The organism is Pseudomonas sp. LBUM1666 (assembly GCF_059695775.1).
Map to the genome: position 1 here is coordinate 1628090 of NZ_CP166789.1, position 19446 is coordinate 1647535.

At 60.1% G+C, this 19446-nt stretch carries 21 protein-coding genes; 19 read left to right on the plus strand and 2 right to left on the minus strand.

Annotated elements, in window-relative coordinates; all coding sequences use genetic code 11:
* Positions 1-2 precede the first annotated feature (2 nt).
* From mltG to ACA056_RS07485, 19 genes are all read left to right on the plus strand, one after another.
* On the plus strand, positions 3-1253 hold the full coding sequence (gene mltG, locus ACA056_RS07395) for an endolytic transglycosylase MltG (protein ID WP_497271567.1): 1251 nt from the start codon (positions 3-5) through the stop codon (positions 1251-1253).
* Positions 1254-1272: 19 nt separating this feature from the next.
* Complete coding sequence (gene tmk / locus ACA056_RS07400) at positions 1273-1905, plus strand: dTMP kinase (RefSeq protein ID WP_497271569.1); 633 nt, start codon at positions 1273-1275, stop codon at positions 1903-1905.
* On the plus strand, positions 1898-2887 hold the full coding sequence (locus tag ACA056_RS07405; protein ID WP_497271571.1) for a DNA polymerase III subunit delta': 990 nt from the start codon (positions 1898-1900) through the stop codon (positions 2885-2887). Before tmk ends, ACA056_RS07405 begins: the two co-directional genes overlap by 8 nt.
* Positions 2888-2929: 42 nt before the next feature.
* Positions 2930-3286: a PilZ domain-containing protein gene (locus tag ACA056_RS07410; protein WP_497271573.1), complete on the plus strand. Its 357-nt coding sequence runs from the start codon at positions 2930-2932 to the stop codon at positions 3284-3286.
* Between the two features lie 14 nt (positions 3287-3300).
* Positions 3301-4086, plus strand: coding sequence for a TatD family hydrolase (locus ACA056_RS07415; protein ID WP_462004527.1), 786 nt, complete (start codon positions 3301-3303; stop codon positions 4084-4086).
* 342 nt (positions 4087-4428) lie between these two features.
* A complete protein-coding gene (locus ACA056_RS07420) occupies positions 4429-5067 on the plus strand; it encodes a TetR/AcrR family transcriptional regulator (protein ID WP_095132065.1) in 639 nt (212 codons plus the stop codon).
* Positions 5068-5206: 139 nt separating this feature from the next.
* Positions 5207-6175, plus strand: a complete 969-nt coding sequence (locus ACA056_RS07425; RefSeq protein WP_074878968.1) for a GTP 3',8-cyclase MoaA — start codon at positions 5207-5209, stop codon at positions 6173-6175.
* A gap of 167 nt (positions 6176-6342) precedes the next feature.
* Positions 6343-6951 (plus strand): DUF4823 domain-containing protein, encoded by a 609-nt coding sequence (locus ACA056_RS07430; RefSeq protein WP_102614828.1) that lies wholly within the window; start codon positions 6343-6345, stop codon positions 6949-6951.
* 17 nt (positions 6952-6968) lie between these two features.
* Positions 6969-7529, plus strand: coding sequence for a DUF1285 domain-containing protein (locus ACA056_RS07435; protein WP_462004531.1), 561 nt, complete (start codon positions 6969-6971; stop codon positions 7527-7529).
* A 107-nt stretch (positions 7530-7636) separates the two neighbouring features.
* Positions 7637-8353 carry a FadR/GntR family transcriptional regulator gene (locus ACA056_RS07440; RefSeq protein ID WP_008152308.1) on the plus strand — a complete coding sequence of 239 codons (717 nt, stop codon included), beginning with the start codon at positions 7637-7639 and terminating at the stop codon, positions 8351-8353.
* A gap of 25 nt (positions 8354-8378) precedes the next feature.
* Positions 8379-9254 carry an SMP-30/gluconolactonase/LRE family protein gene (locus tag ACA056_RS07445; protein ID WP_497271577.1) on the plus strand — a complete coding sequence of 292 codons (876 nt, stop codon included), beginning with the start codon at positions 8379-8381 and terminating at the stop codon, positions 9252-9254.
* Between the two features lie 198 nt (positions 9255-9452).
* Positions 9453-10271 (plus strand): SDR family oxidoreductase, encoded by an 819-nt coding sequence (locus ACA056_RS07450; protein ID WP_497271579.1) that lies wholly within the window; start codon positions 9453-9455, stop codon positions 10269-10271.
* A gap of 122 nt (positions 10272-10393) precedes the next feature.
* Positions 10394-11398 (plus strand): substrate-binding domain-containing protein, encoded by a 1005-nt coding sequence (locus ACA056_RS07455; RefSeq protein WP_497271581.1) that lies wholly within the window; start codon positions 10394-10396, stop codon positions 11396-11398.
* A 64-nt stretch (positions 11399-11462) separates the two neighbouring features.
* A complete protein-coding gene (gene araG / locus ACA056_RS07460) occupies positions 11463-13013 on the plus strand; it encodes an L-arabinose ABC transporter ATP-binding protein AraG (RefSeq protein ID WP_497271583.1) in 1551 nt (516 codons plus the stop codon).
* Positions 13014-13022: 9 nt separating this feature from the next.
* Positions 13023-13991, plus strand: a complete 969-nt coding sequence (araH, locus tag ACA056_RS07465; RefSeq protein WP_033056977.1) for an L-arabinose ABC transporter permease AraH — start codon at positions 13023-13025, stop codon at positions 13989-13991.
* A gap of 302 nt (positions 13992-14293) precedes the next feature.
* Positions 14294-15007, plus strand: a complete 714-nt coding sequence (locus ACA056_RS07470; protein WP_497271585.1) for a GntR family transcriptional regulator — start codon at positions 14294-14296, stop codon at positions 15005-15007.
* Positions 15004-16002, plus strand: coding sequence for an ADP-ribosylglycohydrolase family protein (locus ACA056_RS07475; RefSeq protein ID WP_497271587.1), 999 nt, complete (start codon positions 15004-15006; stop codon positions 16000-16002). Before ACA056_RS07470 ends, ACA056_RS07475 begins: the two co-directional genes overlap by 4 nt.
* Positions 16003-16223: 221 nt before the next feature.
* Positions 16224-17690 carry a purine-cytosine permease family protein gene (locus ACA056_RS07480; protein WP_497271589.1) on the plus strand — a complete coding sequence of 489 codons (1467 nt, stop codon included), beginning with the start codon at positions 16224-16226 and terminating at the stop codon, positions 17688-17690.
* Positions 17683-18612 carry a PfkB family carbohydrate kinase gene (locus ACA056_RS07485; RefSeq protein ID WP_497271590.1) on the plus strand — a complete coding sequence of 310 codons (930 nt, stop codon included), beginning with the start codon at positions 17683-17685 and terminating at the stop codon, positions 18610-18612. The genes ACA056_RS07480 and ACA056_RS07485 overlap by 8 nt, the downstream gene beginning before the upstream one ends.
* A 115-nt stretch (positions 18613-18727) precedes the next feature.
* Here ACA056_RS07485 and ACA056_RS07490 read toward each other — a convergent pair whose 3' ends face one another.
* Together ACA056_RS07490 and ACA056_RS07495 are read right to left on the minus strand one after the other, a co-directional pair.
* Positions 18728-19108, minus strand: a complete 381-nt coding sequence (locus ACA056_RS07490; protein WP_497271592.1) for a Rho termination factor N-terminal domain-containing protein — start codon at positions 19106-19108, stop codon at positions 18728-18730.
* Positions 19109-19179: 71 nt separating this feature from the next.
* On the minus strand, positions 19180-19434 hold the full coding sequence (locus ACA056_RS07495) for a hypothetical protein (RefSeq protein WP_462038487.1): 255 nt from the start codon (positions 19432-19434) through the stop codon (positions 19180-19182).
* Positions 19435-19446: the final 12 nt, after the last annotated feature.

The window sequence follows — 19446 nt, forward strand, 5'->3', positions numbered from 1 at the left end:
ACGTGAGACGTAAATTCTTGCTGCTGCTGGAAACCGGATTGGTTCTGGCAGGGCTGTGTCTGGGCGCTTCTGCCTGGAAAATCCATTCGGCGCTGGAACAACCGCTGAACATCACGCAGGAAGAGCTGCTGGAAGTGCCGAAAGGCACGACACCGACCCGCACCTTCTATCGACTCGAAGCCGATGGCGTCATCAAGGACGCTTTCTGGCTGCGGGTGTATTGGCGCTTCAATCTCGCCAAACAACCGTTGCACAAAGGCGAATACCGCATGCAGCCCGGCATGACCGTCGAAGGGCTGATTGACCTGTGGAAACGCGGGGAAATGGTTCAGTACAGCCTGACCCTGGTCGAAGGCTGGAATTTCCATCAGGTCCGCGCTGCACTGGCCAAGGATGAAAAACTCGAAAAGACCCTCGACGGTTTGAGTGATAGCGAGGTGATGGACAAACTCGGCCACGCCGGGATATTTCCGGAAGGGCGATTCTTCCCTGACACCTATCGCTTCGTGCGCGGCATGACCGATGTCGAGCTGCTGAAAAAAGCCTACGACCGCCTCGACGAAGTCCTGGCCAAGGAGTGGAGCCAGCGCGCTGCTGACGTGCCGTACACCGAACCCTATCAGGCGCTGATCATGGCCTCGCTGGTGGAGAAGGAAACCGGCGTGCCGCAGGAGCGCGGGCAAATCGCTGGCGTGTTTGTGCGGCGCATGGAAATGGGCATGTTGTTGCAGACTGATCCGACCGTGATCTACGGCCTCGGTGATCGTTACACCGGCAAATTGACTCGCGCCCATCTCAAGGAAGCGACGCCGTACAACACCTACATGATTTCGGGACTGCCGCCGACCCCGATCGCCATGGTCGGCCGCGAAGCGATTCATGCAGCGCTGAATCCGGTGGCTGGTAATAGCCTCTATTTCGTTGCTCGTGGTGATGGCAGCCACGTGTTCTCCGACGATCTGGATGCGCACAATAACGCTGTGCGTGAGTTCCAGATCAAGCGCCGTGCCGACTACCGCTCCAGCCCCGCGCCGACCATGGTGCCAGAGGCGACGGATGAGCAGGCACCGATTCCGGCTGCTTCGCCCGACACAGCCCCCGAGGATTTGCCGCAAGTGCCGCCGCAAGAGCCTGCTCAGGCGGCGCCACCTGACCAGTCGCCATCACCGGAGCCGGCACAAGAACCCGCTCAAGAACCCGCAGCCGCACCCGCGCCCGAACCGGATGCAGCCGCGCCGCAAAGCCCGCAATGACTCTGACTAAGGACTGCCTGTGACTGGCTTGTTTATTACCCTGGAAGGCCCGGAAGGGGCTGGCAAGAGCACCAATCGCGAATACCTGGCCGAGCGCCTGCGCGCCGCGGGTATCGAGGTCGTGCTGACTCGCGAACCAGGCGGCACGCCGTTGGCCGAGCGGATCCGCGAAGTGTTGCTGGCGCCGGTTGACGAAGCCATGAACCCCGACACCGAGTTGCTGTTGGTGTTCGCCGCGCGAGCCCAGCATCTGGCCGAGGTGATTCGCCCGGCGCTGGCCCGCGGTGCAGTCGTTTTGTGTGATCGCTTTACCGATTCCACCTATGCCTATCAGGGTGGCGGTCGCGGCCTGTCGCTGGAGCGCATCGCGACCCTGGAAGCCTTCGTCCAGGGCGATCTGCGCCCGGACCTGACGTTGATTTTCGATCTGCCGGTGGAAGTGGGCCTGGCCCGCGCCAGCGCTCGCGGTCGTCTGGATCGTTTCGAACTCGAAGGCCGAACCTTTTTTGATGCGGTACGCAGTGCTTTCCTCAAGCGTGCTGAAGCGGATCCTGCGCGTTATGTCCTGGTCGATGCCGCCCAGCCGCTGGCGCAGGTTCAGCAGGCACTGGATGCCTTGTTGCCGCGTCTGCTGGAGTTGACCCGTGGCTGAAGCCTATCCGTGGCAGGACAGTCTCTGGCAGCAGTTGGCCGGTCGTAAGCAGCATGCGCATGCCTATCTGTTGCATGGCCCGGCCGGGATCGGCAAGCGTGCACTGGCCGAGCGCTTGATGGCCAGTTTGCTGTGCCAGCGTCCGAGCGCCGCCCACGATGCTTGCGGCGATTGCAAATCCTGTCTGTTGCTCAAGGCCGGCAGTCACCCTGATAACTACATTCTGGAACCGGAAGAAGCCGATAAGGCGATCAAGGTCGATCAGGTTCGTGATCTGGTCAGCTTCGTGGTTCAGACCGCGCAGATGGGCGGCCGCAAAGTGGTGCTGATCGAGCCGGCCGAGTCGATGAACATCAACGCCGCCAACGCTTTGCTCAAAAGTCTTGAAGAACCTTCCGGCGATACCGTGTTGCTGCTGGTCAGTCACCAGACCAGTCGTTTACTGCCGACGATCAAGAGCCGCTGCCAGCAACAGGCTTGTCCGCTGCCGAGCGAGGCGATGAGTCTTGCATGGCTGGCGAAGGCCTTGCCGGACTGCTCGGAAGAAGAGCGTATCGAGTTGCTGACCCTGGCCGCTGGTTCGCCACTGGCCGCCGTCAACTTGCAGGCCCAGGGCGTGCGCGAGCAGCGGGCGCTGGTGGTCGATGGCGTGAAGAAGTTGCTCAAGCAGCAACAGTCACCGACGCAACTGGCCGAAGGCTGGAATGCGATTCCGCTGTTGCTGTTGTTCGACTGGTTCTGCGACTGGTCGAGCCTGATCCTGCGCTATCAACTGACTCAGGATGAAGAAGGGCTCGGACTGACGGACATGCGCAAGGTGATTCAGTACCTGGCGCAGAAAGCCGGCCAGGACAAAGTCCTGAATATTCAGGACTGGATCCTCGCCCAGCGCCAGAAAGTGATGAGCAAAGCCAACCTCAATCGGGTGTTGTTGCTGGAGGCGCTGTTGGTGCAATGGGTGGGTTTGCCTACCCAGAAGTGACCGACTAAGCCTAGACTCCGAGCATCAGCAACGGAGGTCAGCATGAATGAACTCGTCAATCCGGGGCCGCGCAACGGCATTTTGTCCCTGACGATCAAGGACAGGTCCGTGCTTTACGCGGCCTATATGCCGTTCATCAAGAACGGTGGCCTGTTTATCCCGACCAACAAGAGCTACAAGTTGGGCGATGAGGTATTCATGCTGTTGAACCTGATGGACGAGCCGGAGAAGATTCCGGTCGCCGGCAAGGTCACCTGGATCACCCCCAAAGGTGCGCAGGGCAACCGGGCCGCCGGGGTCGGCGTACAATTCAACGAAGGCGACAATACCGCGCGCAGTCGAATCGAAACCCATCTGGCCGGAGCCCTGAAGTCCGACCGTCCCACTCATACGATGTAAGTTGCAGCCCTTTTATGCTCGTAGATTCCCATTGCCACCTTGATCGCCTCGACCTCGCCGCTCACAACGGCTCGCTGGATGCCGCACTCGATGCGGCCCGTCAGCGCGGGGTAGGGCACTTTCTGTGTATCGGTGTCAGCGTCGAGAACGCCGCCGACGTCAAAGCCCTGGCCGAACGTTACGACGACGTCGACTGTTCGGTTGGCGTGCATCCGCTGGATGTGCAGCCGGGTGCCGCGCCGGCGCTGGATTGGCTGTTGCGCGAGCTCAACCACCCGCGTGTGGTGGCGATCGGTGAAACCGGTCTGGATTACCACTACGAGCCGGAAGCGGCGGAGTTGCAGCAGGAGTCGTTTCGCCTGCATCTGCAAGCGGCGCAGCAGACGGGCAAACCGGTGATCATTCACACCCGGGGTGCCCGCGCCGATACGTTGAGCCTGTTGCGCGAAGCAGCGCTGCCCCAGGCTGGTGTGCTGCATTGTTTTACCGAAGACTGGGACATGGCCAAAGCAGCATTGGACATGGGGTACTACATTTCCTTGTCCGGAATTGTCACTTTCCGCAATGCCGACGCTCTGCGTGACGTAGCCAGTAAAGTGCCGGCTGATCGATTGCTGGTGGAAACCGACTCGCCTTACCTGGCGCCGATCCCTCATCGCGGCAAGCCGAACCTGCCGCAGTACGTGCGCGACGTAGCGGAATTTCTGGCAATGTTGCGAGGTGAGCCCTACGAGCGGTTTGCCGAGCAAACCACCGAGAATTTCAAGCGGCTGTTTCCGCTGGCGCACGTGAAAGGTTAAATCGCAGGCAAAAAAAACCCGGGTTCTGGGGGGTGAATCCGGGTTAAGACCATTAGGAGTAAAACAAAGGCACGCGGTCCGTTGGTACCTATATCGGCGCAACACTTGGGGGAGATGTCCCGCCGACAGTTGAAGTATTGATCAGTATTGCGCCGAGTCCAGTTTACCGGCGCCGGTTTTTAAACAAATTTGGAATACGGGCGCTTCGGTTGAGTTCTCATTAATCTGCGAGGCTGCCGGAATTCATCAAGAAACACATATATGGTCGGATGATCCGTGCATTTTTGCGCAAGTTAGGCATAATACGCGGCTTCGAATTTTGACCCCTACAGACCTTTTCTTATGCATAAAGAACCTCGTAAGGTCCGTGAGTTTCGTCGCCGCGAGCAAGAAATTCTCGATACCGCGCTCAAGCTGTTCCTCGACCAAGGTGAAGACAGTGTCACCGTCGAGATGATTGCTGATGCCGTCGGTATCGGCAAAGGCACGATCTACAAGCACTTCAAATCCAAGGCGGAGATCTATCTGCGCCTGATGCTTGATTACGAGCGCGATTTGAACGAGCTGTTGCATTCGGCCGATGTCGACAAGGACAAGGAAGCCCTGTCCCGGGCCTACTTCGAATTCCGCATGCGCGATCCTCAACGCTATCGGTTGTTCGATCGCCTGGAAGAAAAGGTGGTCAAGGGCAATCAGGTGCCGGAGATGGTCGAGGAGCTGCACAAGATTCGCGCCTCGAACTTCGAACGCCTGACCCAGCTGATCAAAGGCCGGATCAGCGAAGGCAAGCTTGAAGACGTGCCGCCTTACTTCCATTACTGCGCATCCTGGGCGCTGGTGCACGGCGCCGTGGCGCTGTATCACTCGCCGTTCTGGAGCAATGTGCTGGAAGATCAGGAAGGTTTCTTCCAGTTCCTGATGGACATCGGCGTGCGCATGGGCAACAAGCGCAAGCGCGATACCGACACCCCGAGCAGCTGAACCATTCAGTTGCCTTATTGCGCCATGATTTCGCTACGTGGTGCAGTACCGCAGGAATATACTCAGGCATAGGACTTGCTAAAACTTGATTTGTGAGTCAAGTTTTAGCGGTCCGAATATTCTTCCGCCGGAGTAGTCCATGATCGTTGACCGTCAAGGCAGGCGTTTTCGCAATTTGCGAATCAGCCTGACTTCAGCCTGCAATTACGCTTGTACCTACTGCGTACCCAATGGCAAGCGGTTGGTCGCTGCGCAGGATGAATTGTCGGCCGAGGCCATGGCGCGCGGCGTCGCCTATCTGATTGAAGCGGCGGGCATTGAGCGTTTGCGCATCACCGGCGGCGAGCCGTTGGTCAGTCCTAAACTCGAAACCTTCATGACCGCCGTCGGGCAGATGGGCCTGGCGGACATCAGCCTGACTACCAACGGTCAGCTGCTGGCGAAGAAGCTGCCACTGCTGGTGGATGCCGGCATTCGTCGCATCAACGTTTCCCTCGATACCCTGGATGCCAGCGCCTTCCGCAGCATTGCCCGTGGCGGCGATCTGGCGACTGTGCTCGACGGCATGGATCAGGCCAGCGCCGCCGGCCTGAAGATCAAGGTCAATATGGTGCCGCTGCGTGGGCAGAACCTCGATCAAGTGATGCCGCTACTCGATTACTGTCTGGAGCGCGGCTATGAGCTTCGCTTCATCGAGTTGATGCGCATGGGCCACCTGGCCAGCGACTCCAATGCTTTCCTGCAACAGTTTGTCAGCCTGCAGCAGTTGCTCAGCCTGATCGGCGAGCGCTACGAATACCTTCAGGCCGATGCGCCGGTAGATGCCACCGCCGTGCGTTATGAAATTCCGGGGCAGGGTTACTTCGGCGTTATCGCCAACGAAAGCGTTCCATTCTGCCGCACCTGTTCGCGGCTGCGTCTGTCCTCCACGGGCTGGCTGCACGGCTGCCTGTCGTCGAGCAACCGCCACTATGTCGGCGACCTGCTGGACAAGCCCCGTCATCAAGCTTTGCCCGCCTTGCAGAGACTCTTGGTGAAAGCCTTGGGTGATAAGCAGGAAGTGGCATTTTCCGGTGGCGCGACCATCATGAAAATCATCGGCGGCTGATCGAGCCTCATCGCGAGCAAGCTCGCTCCCACAGGTCCTGTGCCAACCCTGTGGGAGCGAGCCTGCTCGCGATGCGATCTGTGAGGCGCTGCTGATCCCGAGCTGGCGCGGAAGCTGCATCCAATGGCCATTCGCCGGTTTTCCGTCACCGGCCTCTGGAGGGTAGGATGCGTAGCCTGGTTTTGCTGCTGGCCGTTTTGGCGCTTGGTGGCTGCATGAATGTCAGCGATCTGGCTGAAGGGACTCGCTACCACATGAGCGACGCGGGGTTGCTCGACCATAGCGACAGCCGCCGTGTGAATAACCTGCGCATTCAACCGGACTCATTCGTCTATATCGCCCAGGGCGCCTTTGTGCCGCCAGGCAGTACTGTCTACCCACGACCTAACGTGATAGCCGAAGTCGCCTTCGATGGCTTTGTCGAATACTTCCCTATGGTCCGCCGCGCCCGTGCCCCGGAAGGTCTTGATCAAGCCATGGGCGAAGCCCGTGCCGCCGGTGCCCATTACCTGCTCTATACCCGGTTCGCCAAGTCTGACGACCGTATCGGCAACTCGGACGAGTGGCTCGATCAGGAAGCCCTGGATCGCCTCGGTATCGACGGTGGTGTCATTCAAATCATGTTGATCGAGACCAGCACCCAGTATTTGATTGATACTGCACGCATCAAGAGTCGTGGCGGTTTACTGACGTTCCACGACAAAAAGCCAGAAGACCTGATGGGCCCGCCGCTGGAACAATACGCGCGCAGCCTGCTGGGGCTCAGCGACCAGTAATTCAAAAGGAGAACGCCATGAGTGGCCCGCAAAAAGCCAACGATCTGTTGGGGCAAATCCCCAAAACCAAAGGCTTGCCGCCGGTCCACCTGTGGAATCCCGATTTCTGCGGCGACATCGACATGCGTATCGCCCGTGACGGCACCTGGTATTACCTGGGCACGCCGATCGGGCGCAAGCCGATGGTCAAGCTGTTCTCCACCATCATTCGTCGCGATGGTGACGATTACTTCCTCATCACCCCGGTCGAGAAGGTTGGCATCAAGGTCGACGACGCGCCCTTCGTGGCGATTGCCGTGGAGGTCGAAGGCGAGGGTGAAACCCAGGTCTTGCGCTTCACCACCAATGTTGACGAGACCGCCGAGGCCGGCACCGAACACCCCATGCGCGTGGTGATCGACCCGGTTACGCAGGAGCCTGCGCCCTACGTGCATGTGCGCACCAACCTCGAAGCCCTGATCCACCGCAACGTGTTCTACCAACTGGTGGAGCTGGCCGTCACCCGCGAGATCGACGGGCAGCGCTGGCTGGGTGTGTGGAGCGGCGGCGAGTTTTTCCCTATCGGGCTTGAGCCGTAATCGGTTTTGTATAGGCTCTAAAAATTCAAATTGACACTCAATCGTATGATGATTAGCGTGGGCACCCATCGCGAGCGGCTTTGTGCCGTCCCTGAATCGAGGTGTCCATGTCCAGCAGTTTTCATGCGTCGACGGTCGATTGGCTGGGTTGCTGGATCGCCACGGGGCAGGTCAAGCCAGGTGAGACGCTCAAGGTCGAAGCCGACCTGGGCGAGCAACTCGGTGTCAGCCGCACCGTTATCCGCGAAGCCATCAAAACCCTGGTCGCCAAAGGCATGCTCGAAGTCGGGCCGAAGGTCGGCACGCGGGTGCTGCCGGTGCGCCGCTGGAACCTTTTCGATCCGCAAGTCGTAGGCTGGCTGTCGCGCAGCGGCTTGCCGGAAAACTTCGTCGACGACTTGCTCGACCTGCGCCGCACCATCGAACCAATGGCCGTACGCTGGGCTTGCGAGCGCGCTACCGTCGAGCAGGTTCACGCCATCCTTCAGGCTTACAACGCATTGGAGCGGGCAGTGGACAGCGGCATTGATTACAACCGCGCCGACCAGTTCTTCCACGAGTGCATCCTCGCTGCCAGCCACAATCAATTCATCGAACAAATGGTCCCGGCCCTCGGCGCGCTGCTGGCGGTGTCTTTCGAAGTGTCCGCCGCCGACCCGGACGAACTGCGCCGCACGCTACCGATTCACAAAGACATGGCCGAGGCCATCGCCGCCCGGGATGCCGCGCGGGGTGTCTGGGCCTGCATGACCCTGATCGATAACGCCGACCTGGCCATCAAGCGCTTCTACCCGCAAGTCATGGCCGACAAGAAGGCCAGCTGACAACCCTAAAAAAGCAGGAGGTTTCATGACGTGGACTGCGGTGACCGAACACCGGGCGAGACTGGGCGAAGGCCCGTTCTGGGATGCGCCGACCCAGGCGCTGTACTGGGTTGATATCGCCGGTCAACAGGCGCTGCGGCTGATTGGCGCCAACGTGCAGATCTGGCAGATGCCCGAGCACGTGTCTGCCTTCATCCCCTGCGAAAGCGGTGATGCGCTGGTGACGTTGAACAGCGGCGTGTATCGACTCGATCTGGATTCCCCGGGCCTGGAGCCGCGACTGACCTTGTTCTGCGTCGCCGATCCGCAACCCGGCAATCGCGCCAATGAAGCCCGCTGCGATGCTCAGGGCCGCCTCTGGCTCGGCACCATGCAGAACAACATCGGCGAGCAGGGCGAAGACGTGCCCATCGTCCGGCGTTCCGGTGGTCTGTTTCGCATCGATCGCGATGCTCGGGTCACACCGTTGCTTCGCGGGTTGGGCATTCCTAACACGTTGCTGTGGAGTGACGACGCGACCACCGTGTATTTCGCCGACAGCCTCGATCGCACGCTCTACCAGCATTTCATCCGCACCGACGGCAACCTCGACCCGGCCCGGGTCTGGTTCGGGCTGCATGAACGTGGCGGCCCTGATGGCTCGGCGATGGATGCCGAAGGTTACATATGGAACGCCCGTTGGGATGGCAGCTGTCTGCTCAGGCTGACCCCGGACGGGCAGGTTGATCGCGTGATCGAGCTGCCAATCAGCCGCCCCACCAGTTGCGTTTTCGGAGGTGAAGACCTGAAAACCCTTTACATCACCAGTGCCGCGAGCCCGCTCGACCATCCGCTGGACGGCGCGTTGCTGTCGATTCGAATGGATGTGCCCGGGAAAACCTGTACTCGGTTTGCCGGGTGAGTCCCATAATATGGGATGTAAAATTATATATTGAGATTATTTGGCGGTCGGGTTTATAGTCGGCTCCATCAGTTACACGCACTCACACTTAAAAAAACAAAACAGGTGAAGTGATGCAGCGATTTTCCAAAAAGCCTTTTGACCGGACATCGACAGATGCCCGGTTTTTGTCGTGCGTTCAAAAAGGAATCTTGATCCATGGCTGAGCCTCTTTCCTTGCCACTGGTGCCCGAACCGCCGAAGGGTGAGCGCCTGAAAAACAAGGTCGTGCTGCTGACCGGTGCTGCTCAGGGTATTGGCGAGGCGATTGTCGCGACCTTCGCTTCCCAGCAGGCCAAGCTGGTCATCAGCGATATCCAGGGTGAGAAAGTCGAAAGAGTCGCGGCGCACTGGCGGGACAAAGGCTTTGACGTTCAGGCGATCAAGGCTGACGTTTCCAACCAGCAAGACCTGCACGCCATGGCCAGACTGGCGATCGAGCTGCACGGACGGATCGACGTGCTGGTCAATTGCGCCGGGGTCAATGTGTTCCGCGATCCGCTTGAAATGACCGAGGAAGACTGGCGTCGCTGCTTCGCCATCGACCTGGACGGCGCCTGGTATGGCTGCAAAGCGGTGCTGCCGCAGATGATTGAGCAGGGCATCGGCAGCATCATCAACATCGCCTCGACCCATTCCACTCATATCATTCCCGGCTGCTTTCCGTACCCGGTGGCCAAACATGGCCTGCTCGGCCTGACCCGCGCCCTGGGCATCGAGTACGCGCCAAAAGGCATTCGCGTCAACGCCATTGCGCCGGGTTACATCGAAACCCAACTGAACGTCGATTACTGGAACGGTTTTGCCGACCCGCATGCCGAACGTCAACGGGCGTTTGACTTGCACCCGCCGCGCCGTATCGGGCAGCCGATCGAAGTGGCCATGACCGCTGTTTTCCTGGCCAGCGATGAAGCGCCGTTCATCAATGCTTCGTGCATCACCATCGATGGCGGTCGCTCGGTCATGTATCACGACTGAGCAAAACGGCTTTCAGGCGCGGAACTCCGTCTGAGATCCAATCATCATACGATATGACTATTAGCTGTGCGGTTTGATTGGCTTTCAAATAACGCTCAAAAAAAATAACAAGGAGTCAGCTTATGAATCGTCGTCGTGGGATCCGTTCCCTGTGCTGTGCCGCTTTGGCGGTCACCGCGGTCAGCCTGAGCAGTTCATTGCTGGCGGCCGAGGAAGTGAAAATCGGTTTTCTGGTCAAGCAGGCGGAAGAGCCCTGGTTCCAGACCGAATGGGCATTTGCCGAAAAGGCCGGGAAAGAGAAGGGCTTCACCGTCATCAAGATCGCCGTGCCGGACGGCGAGAAAACCCTCTCGGCCATCGACAGCCTCGCCGCCAACGGCGCCAAGGGCTTCGTGATCTGCCCGCCAGACGTGTCCCTCGGCCCGGCGATCATGGCCAAGGCCAAGCTCAATGGTTTGAAAGTCATCGCAGTTGATGACCGCTTCGTTGATGCTGGCGGCAAGTTCATGGAAGACGTTCCGTACCTCGGCATGGCTGCGTTCGAAGTCGGCCAGAAGCAGGGCAGCGCCATGGCCACCGAAGCGAAGAAACGTGGCTGGGACTGGAAAGATACCTACGCGGTGATCAACACCTTTAACGAACTCGACACCGGCAAGAAACGCACCGACGGTTCGGTCAAAGCGCTGGAAGACGCCGGCATGCCGAAAGACCACATTCTGTTCTCGGCGCTGAAAACCCTCGACGTACCGGGCAGCATGGACGCCACCAACTCGGCGCTGGTGAAACTGCCAAGTGCGGCGAAAAACCTGATCATCGGCGGCATGAACGACAACACCGTGCTGGGCGGCGTGCGCGCCACCGAGAGCGCCGGTTTTGCCGCGGCCAATGTGATCGGCATCGGCATCAACGGCACTGACGCCATCGGCGAATTGAAGAAGGCCAACAGCGGCTTCTTCGGCTCGATGCTGCCGAGCCCGCACATCGAGGGCTACAACACCGCGAGCATGATGTACGAGTGGGTCACCACCGGCAAAGAACCGCCGAAATACACCGCGATGGACGACGTGACGCTGATCACTCGCGAGAACTTCAAGCAGGAACTGGAAAAGATCGGCCTCTGGAACTGAGGGCCGGTTGATTTCATCGGTGGCCCTGGCGACGGGGCTGCCTGATCTGTGTGAAGAGGTGGTTATGGCGCAAACAAAAACACAACAACACAGCGGCTGTTCTTTTAGTGGCAGCTTGCGCTTCAACGGGATCGGCAAGACCTTTCCCGGGGTGAAGGCGCTGGATAGCATCAGCTTCGTCGCCCACCCGGGGCAGGTTCACGCCTTGATGGGCGAAAACGGCGCCGGCAAATCGACCTTGCTGAAAATCCTCGGCGGTGCTTACACCCCGAGCAGCGGCGACCTGCAGATCGGCGAGCAGACGAGGGTCTTCAAGTCCACCGCCGACAGCATCGGCAGTGGCGTCGCCGTGATCCATCAAGAGCTGCACCTGGTCCCGGAAATGACCGTGGCAGAGAACCTGTTCCTCGGTCATCTGCCAGCCAGTTTCGGCCTGATCAATCGCGGTGCGTTGCGGCAACAGGCATTGGCCTGCCTCAAGGGCCTGGCCGATGAAATCGATCCGCAGGAGAAAGTCGGGCGTCTGTCCCTCGGTCAGCGGCAACTGGTGGAAATCGCCAAGGCCTTGTCTCGTGGTGCGCATGTGATTGCGTTTGACGAACCGACCAGCAGCCTGTCGGCGCGGGAGATTGATCGTTTGATGGCGATCATCGGTCGCCTGCGCGACGAAGGCAAAGTGGTGCTTTACGTCTCCCATCGCATGGAAGAAGTGTTCCGCATCTGCAACGCGGTGACGGTGTTCAAGGACGGTCGCTTTGTGCGCACGTTCGAGAATATGAGCGAACTGACTCACGATCAGTTGGTGACCTGCATGGTCGGGCGCGACATTCAGGACATCTACGATTACCGCCACCGTCAGCGTGGCGCGGTGGCGCTCAAGGTCGACGGTTTGCTGGGACCGGGTTTGCGTGAGCCGGTGAGTTTCGAGGTGCACAAAGGCGAGATTCTCGGGCTGTTCGGTTTGGTCGGCGCCGGTCGTACCGAGCTGTTTCGCATGCTCAGTGGCCTTGAACGAAACACTGCCGGACGCCTGGAATTGCGCGGTCATGAACTGAAGTTGCGTTCACCCCGCGATGCGATTGCCGCCGGGATTCTGTTGTGCCCCGAGGACCGCAAGAAAGAGGGGATCCTGCCGCTCGCCAGCGTCGCCGAGAACATCAACATCAGCGCCCGCGGCGCCCACTCCACCTTCGGCTGCCTGTTGCGTGGCCTGTGGGAGAAGGACAACGCCGACAAGCAGATCAAGGCGCTGAAAGTGAAGACGCCCAACGCGGCGCAGAAAATCATGTACCTGTCTGGCGGCAATCAGCAGAAAGCCATTCTCGGCCGCTGGCTGTCGATGCCGATGAAAGTCCTGCTGCTCGACGAGCCGACTCGCGGCATCGACATCGGCGCCAAAGCCGAGATCTACCAGATCATCCACAACCTGGCCGCCAGCGGCATCGCGGTGATCGTGGTCTCCAGCGACCTGATGGAAGTGATGGGTATTTCCGACCGCATCCTGGTGCTCTGCGAAGGCGCCATGCGCGGCGAGTTATCTCGCGCAGAGGCCAATGAATCCAACCTGCTGCAACTGGCTTTGCCGCGCCAACGCGCTGACGGCGTGGCGAACTGAGAGGTGACTATGACAATTCAAAACAACGCTTTGCCCACCCAGCGCAAACCTCTGGACCTGCGGCGCTTTCTCGATGACTGGGTGATGCTGCTGGCGGCCGTCGGGATCTTCGTGCTCTGCACCTTACTGATCGACAACTTCCTCTCGCCGCTGAACATGCGCGGCCTGGGCCTGGCGATTTCCACGACGGGGATTGCCGCTTGCACCATGTTGTATTGCCTGGCGTCCGGGCATTTCGATTTGTCGGTGGGCTCGGTGATTGCCTGCGCCGGCGTGGTCGCAGCGGTGGTGATGCGCGACACCGACAGCGTGTTTCTCGGTGTGGTGGCGGCGCTGTTCATGGGGCTGATCGTCGGGTTGATCAACGGCATCGTGATCGCCAAGCTGCGGGTCAATGCGTTGATTACCACACTGGCGACCATGCAGATTGTTCGTGGCCTGGCTTACATCTTTGCCAACGGCAAAGCGGTGGGCGTGTCCCAAGAGCAGTTCTTCGTCTTCGGTAACGGCCAGTTGCTGGGTGTGCCGGTGCCGATTCTGATCACCATCGTTTGCTTCCTGTTTTTCGGCTGGTTGCTGAATTACACCACCTACGGGCGCAACACCATGGCCATTGGCGGTAACCAGGAAGCGGCGCTGCTGGCCGGGGTGAACGTTGACCGGACCAAGATCATTATCTTTGCCGTGCACGGGTTGATCGGGGCGTTGGCCGGGGTGATCCTGGCGTCGCGCATGACATCCGGCCAGCCGATGATTGGCCAGGGTTTTGAGCTGACGGTGATTTCTGCCTGTGTGTTGGGCGGGGTGTCGTTGAGCGGCGGGATCGGCATGATCCGGCATGTGATTGCCGGGGTGTTGATTCTGGCGATCATCGAGAATGCGATGAACCTGAAGAACATCGATACGTTTTACCAGTATGTGATTCGGGGTTCGATACTGTTGTTGGCGGTGGTCATCGACCGCCTCAAACAACGCTGAGATTTGGGGTGGACTCTAAAGCCACCCCTCACCCCAGCCCTCTCCCCATAGGGGAGAGGGGGAAAGGGAGCAGATCTACGTCGCTTCTAAAACCTGAGTTCGACCCGAACTTTCAGGTCGCAGTAAATCTAAAATTCCCCTCGGTCAGCCCCCTCGCCCCTCTGGGGCGGTCCGACGTTTCGGGAGGGTTGGGGTGAGGGGTGGATTCACCTGACACCACACGCCTCCGAACATCCCGCCTCCCGTCACCTACCCAAAATATCCCTTGCCCGCCCAACCCCGTTTCGGGTATCTCTTTGTACATGATTAGACAGGTACGATTTGACAAGAAACAACGGGTGGTCGACGAACTCATCCGGCGCATCGAAAGCGGCCTCATGGAGGACGGCTTTCTGTTGCCGGGCGAGCATCAATTGGCTCAAGAATTCAAAGTCAGCCGCGGCACGCTGCGCGAAGCCCTGGCTGAGTTGAAACGGCGCAACTACATCGCGACGCAAAGCGGGGTGGGCTCTATCGTCACCTTCGACGGTGTGGTGCTCGATCAACGCAGCGGCTGGGCCCAGGCCCTGGCCGACAGCGGGGCGCTGATCAATACCGAAGTGCTGCGGCTGGAGGCGGTCACCCGTCCTGACCTGTTGTCGCGTTTCGGCACCGACCAATTCATCACCCTCGACCGTCGCCGTCGTTCCAACGAAGGCAAACTGGTCTCCCTTGAACGCTCATTGATGCCCGCCACCGGAGGCCTGGAAAGCCTGCCGCGGGTCGGCCTTATCGACAATTCCCTGACCATTACCCTGGCCGCCTACGGCTATATCGGCGAGCGCGGCGATCAATGGATCGGCGCCGAACCCTTGAACGCCGAAGACGCCGAACTGCTCGGCCGTCCGGAAGGCACGGTGTTCCTCAAGGCCTTGCGCACCACCTACGACCGGCAAAACAGATTCATGGAGCAGGTCGACAGCTTGCTCGACCCGGTGCATTTTCGCCTGCACCTGCAGTTTGGAGAGTCAAAATGACCGCGCTCAATCGTGCATTGGGCGCGTTCTACGGACTGGCCCTGGGCGATGCGCTGGGCATGCCGACCCAATCCCTGAGCCGTGCCGAGATCAAGGTGCGCTTCGGCGAAATCACTGACCTGGAAGACGCAGGCCCCGATCAACCGATCGCAGCCAACATGCTCAAAGGCTCGATCACCGATGACACCGAACAGGCGATTCTGGTCGGCCAATTGCTGGTTGAAGGCGAGGGCCGGATCGAACCGTCGCTGCTCGCCCAACGGTTGATCGAATGGGAAGCCGCGATGCAGGCCAAGGGCTCGCAAGACTTGCTCGGCCCTTCGACCAAACGTGCCATCGAAATGATCCTCGCCGGCCACTCGCCGGAAGAAGCGGGGCGCTACGGCACCACCAATGGCGCGGCGATGCGCATCACGCCGGTCGGGATCGCGGCGGATGTCGCCAACCCTGAGCGATTCATCAACGCTGTCGTGCAGGCTTGCCAGGTCACCCACAACACCACGCTGGGCATTTCCAGTGCGGCGGCGGTGGCGGCGGTGGTCTCGGCCGGTATCAACGGCATGGACCTGGGCGAGGCGTTGAACCTCGGCCAGCAAATCGCTCAGCAAGCTGAAAGCCACGGTTACTGGGTGGCTGGCGGACGCATCGCCTCGCGCATCAGCTGGGCGCGGACCATCAGTGTCGACAGCGACAAGGCGTTGCTGGCGGATTTGATGTACGACGTGATCGGCACTTCGGTGGCTTCACAGGAATCGGTGGTGGTCTCGTTTGCCCTGGCCCAGCAAGTGGCCATAGGCGAAATGAACGCTTTCGAAGCGCTGTGCATGGCCGCCAGCCTTGGCGGCGACACTGACACCATCGCGGCGATTCTCGGCGCCATGCTCGGGGCCTGCCTGGGCCTTGAGAGTTGGCCGGCGGCGATGATCGACAAGGTCAAAACCGTTAACGATCTGGAGCTGCAACCGTTGGTAAAAGGGCTTTTAGCTTTGCGCTGACTGGACTGACGCCATCGCGGGCAAGCCCGCTCCCACAGGGGTAGTGCAAACCTTAAGGTATACGCCGTACCTGTGGGAGCGAGCTTGCTCGCGATAGGCGCGCCGCATACTTGATTTGATAACCCGCAACGGAAAGCACAAACACGGCCAGGACTGCCGGGATGTTATGTCGACTTCCGCAATTGCCCACAACCACAACAAAGGCAACAGGAGCATTTCACATGAGTTCAACAAACGCCGGGCCAAGCGCCGGGCAACTGGAAACCCGTGGCATCGAGCCCGTGCCGGAAGCGGAGTGCAACGGTCATCCGCTGCAGCTGTTCTGGGTCTGGTTTGCGGCCAACATCTCCATCCTCGGCCTGCCACTGGGTGCGACCCTTGTAGCCTTTCGCGGGTTAGCGATCTGGCAGGCGATCATCGTCGCGATCCTCGGCGCCGCCGGTTCCTTTGCGGTGGTCGGGATCATTTCCATTGCCGGTCGCCGTGGTCGCGCCCCGAGCCTGACGTTGTCGCGAGCGATCTTCGGTGTACGCGGCAACATCGGTCCGACCCTGGTCTCGCTGATGTCGCGTCTGGGCTGGGAAACCGTCAACACCACCACCGCCGCATTCGTGTTGTTGTCACTGTGCTCAATCCTGTTCGGCTCGCCGGTGGAAGCCAAAAGCGCACCTGTGCTGACGTTGATCTTCATTGCGATTTTCGTACTGCTGACCCTGTCGGTGTCGGGCCTTGGTCACGCCACCTTGCTGGTGATCCAGAAGTGGGCCACCTACGTGTTCGGTGCGCTGAACATTCTGGTCGGTGGTTTCCTCTGCGCCACCATCGACTGGAGCGCGGTGTTCAATGCCACGCCGGCACCGCTGAGCGCAATGATCATCGGCGTCGGCACCATGGCTGCCGGCACCGGGATTGGTTGGGCCAACGCCGGTGCCGACATGTCGCGCTACCAGCACCGCAGCGTCAAAGCCGTGCGCCTGGTGGCGTCGGCAGCGTTCGGTGCGGGAATTCCGCTGGTGCTGCTGATCACCCTCGGCGGCCTGCTGTCGGTGGGCAACAATGACCTGGCCTCGGCCACCGACCCGATCATCGCGATCCGCGACATGCTGCCGACCTGGATGGCCGTGCCGTACCTGATCACCGCGTTCGGCGGGTTGCTGCTGTCGAACAACCTGTCGGTGTACTCCGCCGGTTTGACCACGCTGACACTCGGTTTGAAGGTCAAACGCGTTTACGCGGTGGTGGTGGACATCGTCGCGATTTTCGCCGGTTCGATCTATTTCATGCTGATCGCCGACAGTTTCTACGGCCCGTTCATTACCTTCATTTCGCTGCTGGCGGTGCCGATCACCGCGTGGGTCGGGATCTTCGTCGTCGACCTGATTCACCGTCATTACTACAGCCCCAAAGACCTGCTGGACGTCAGCCCGAGTAGCGCTTACTGGTACAGCGGCGGTATCGAGTGGCGCGCCTTTGGTGCGTGGGCGGTAGCGATCGTGTTGGGCTTCAGCTTCACCACCATCGGTACGACCGAACAAACCGTGTGGTTCCGCGGCTTCCTGTCCGACTCCTGGCTGGGCCATAACGGCCTGGGCTGGATCGTGACGTTCCTGGTGGCCGGTGGCATTTATTTTGTACTCGGTGGCGCCAAGGATCGCCGCGCCGCGTTGACCGAGAATGCTCATGCCTAGATTGCTGCACACCGGCCAGGTCATGATCGACCTGGTCATGGCCGTGGATAAACTGCCGCATTCGGGCGGCGACGTGCTGGCGCAATCCGCCAGTTTCGAGGCCGGCGGTGGCTTCAATGTGATGGCTGCCGCCCAGCGCAATGGTTTGCCGGTGGTCTACCTCGGGCGCCACGGCACCGGGCGCTTCGGGGATCTGGCGCGCGAGGCGATGAAGGCTGAAGGCATTCGGATCGGCATCACTCACCGCGCCGAACGGGATACGGGATTGTGCGTCGCGTTGACCGAAGCGTCGGCCGAGCGCAGTTTCATTTCCTATATCGGTGCCGAAGGTGAGCTGACGGCCGAGGATTTGGCCAGCGTGCCGGCCGAGGCGGGTGACTATGTCTACGTCAGCGGCTACAGCCTGCTGCATGGCGGCAAAGCCCAGGCGCTGGTGGAATGGGTGCTGGAATTACCGACGGGGATCAACGTGGTGTTCGATCCGGGCCCGCTGGTGGATTCGCCGGATGAGCCGTTGATGCAAGCCTTGCTGGCGCGCATTGATTTGTGGACCAGCAACAGTGTCGAGGCGGTGAAGTTTACCGGTGCGTCGGACATTGCCGAGGCGTTGAACCGGTTGGCCGATCATCTGCCGGCCGACGTGTTGATGGTGGTTCGTGACGGCCCGCAAGGGTGCTGGATCAGCCAGCGTGGAGACCGCCAGCATGTGCCGGGTTTCAAGGTTGAGGCGGTGGACAGCAACGGCGCGGGGGATGCGCATGCCGGGGTATTTGTGGCCGGGTTGGCGCAAGGATTGTCGGCGAGTGAGGCGGCGCGGCGGGCTAATGCGGCGGCTGCGTTGGCGGTGACTCGATGGGGGCCGGCGACTTCGCCGGGGACTGCCGAGGTGGATGAGTTAATCGGCAAAACCTTTGGCGCCTGATCTATCGCCTTCGCGAGCAGGCTCGCTCCCACAGGGGATTTGTGTCGTACATAGACTCAGTGTGGGAGCGAGCCTGCTCGCGAAGGGGCCTTCAAACTCGACACATGAGTCGGCCTTACCCGGCCTTGCGCAACGCCTCGATCAACGCCTGCTTGCGCATGCTCGACCGCCCCGGAATCTTCTTCGCCCGAGCCTCTTTCATCAAACTATCGACGGTCTGGGTTTCGCGCGAAGCCTTGCTTTTACGCGAATGACCTTCACGGCTGGCCACCGCACGTCGAGCTGATTCCTGGCGATCCTCTGACTTGGCCCTCGCCGGTTTCTTGCGTCCGGAACCCCCTTTGCGCTCACCGCCACCCGACTGCTTGTTCACGGTCGCCCAAGCTCGCGCTTCTGCTTCATCCTTCGAGACACCTTTGTGCTCGTAGCTCTCTTCGATGTGTTCGGCCTTGCGTTTCTGCTCGGCGGTGTATTTGTCTTTGCTTCCACGAGGCATGGGATTTCTCCTGCTGCTTGTAGAGTCTGTCAAACGGTCGCAGCCGCGCACGACTGCGACCTGAGTCTTTGCTAAACGTCCAGCTTACGCGCCGCCTCAACCCCTGCGGCACTGAGTTTGATCGGCAAGTTCAACGAGTGCTCACCGGCCTCGTTGCAGATCACATGACCATGCTGGATCAATCCGCGATCCTGCAGCGTGGCAAGGGTGCTGGCCACGACTTTCTCCCCCCGGTAATTGTCCAGGACCTCTTTGCCCAAACCGCTTGGATGGGCATGCAGCAGACGGGTCAGGACTTCTTTCTCAAGGTTTTTGTCGACGTTCATGGTTACCTCTTC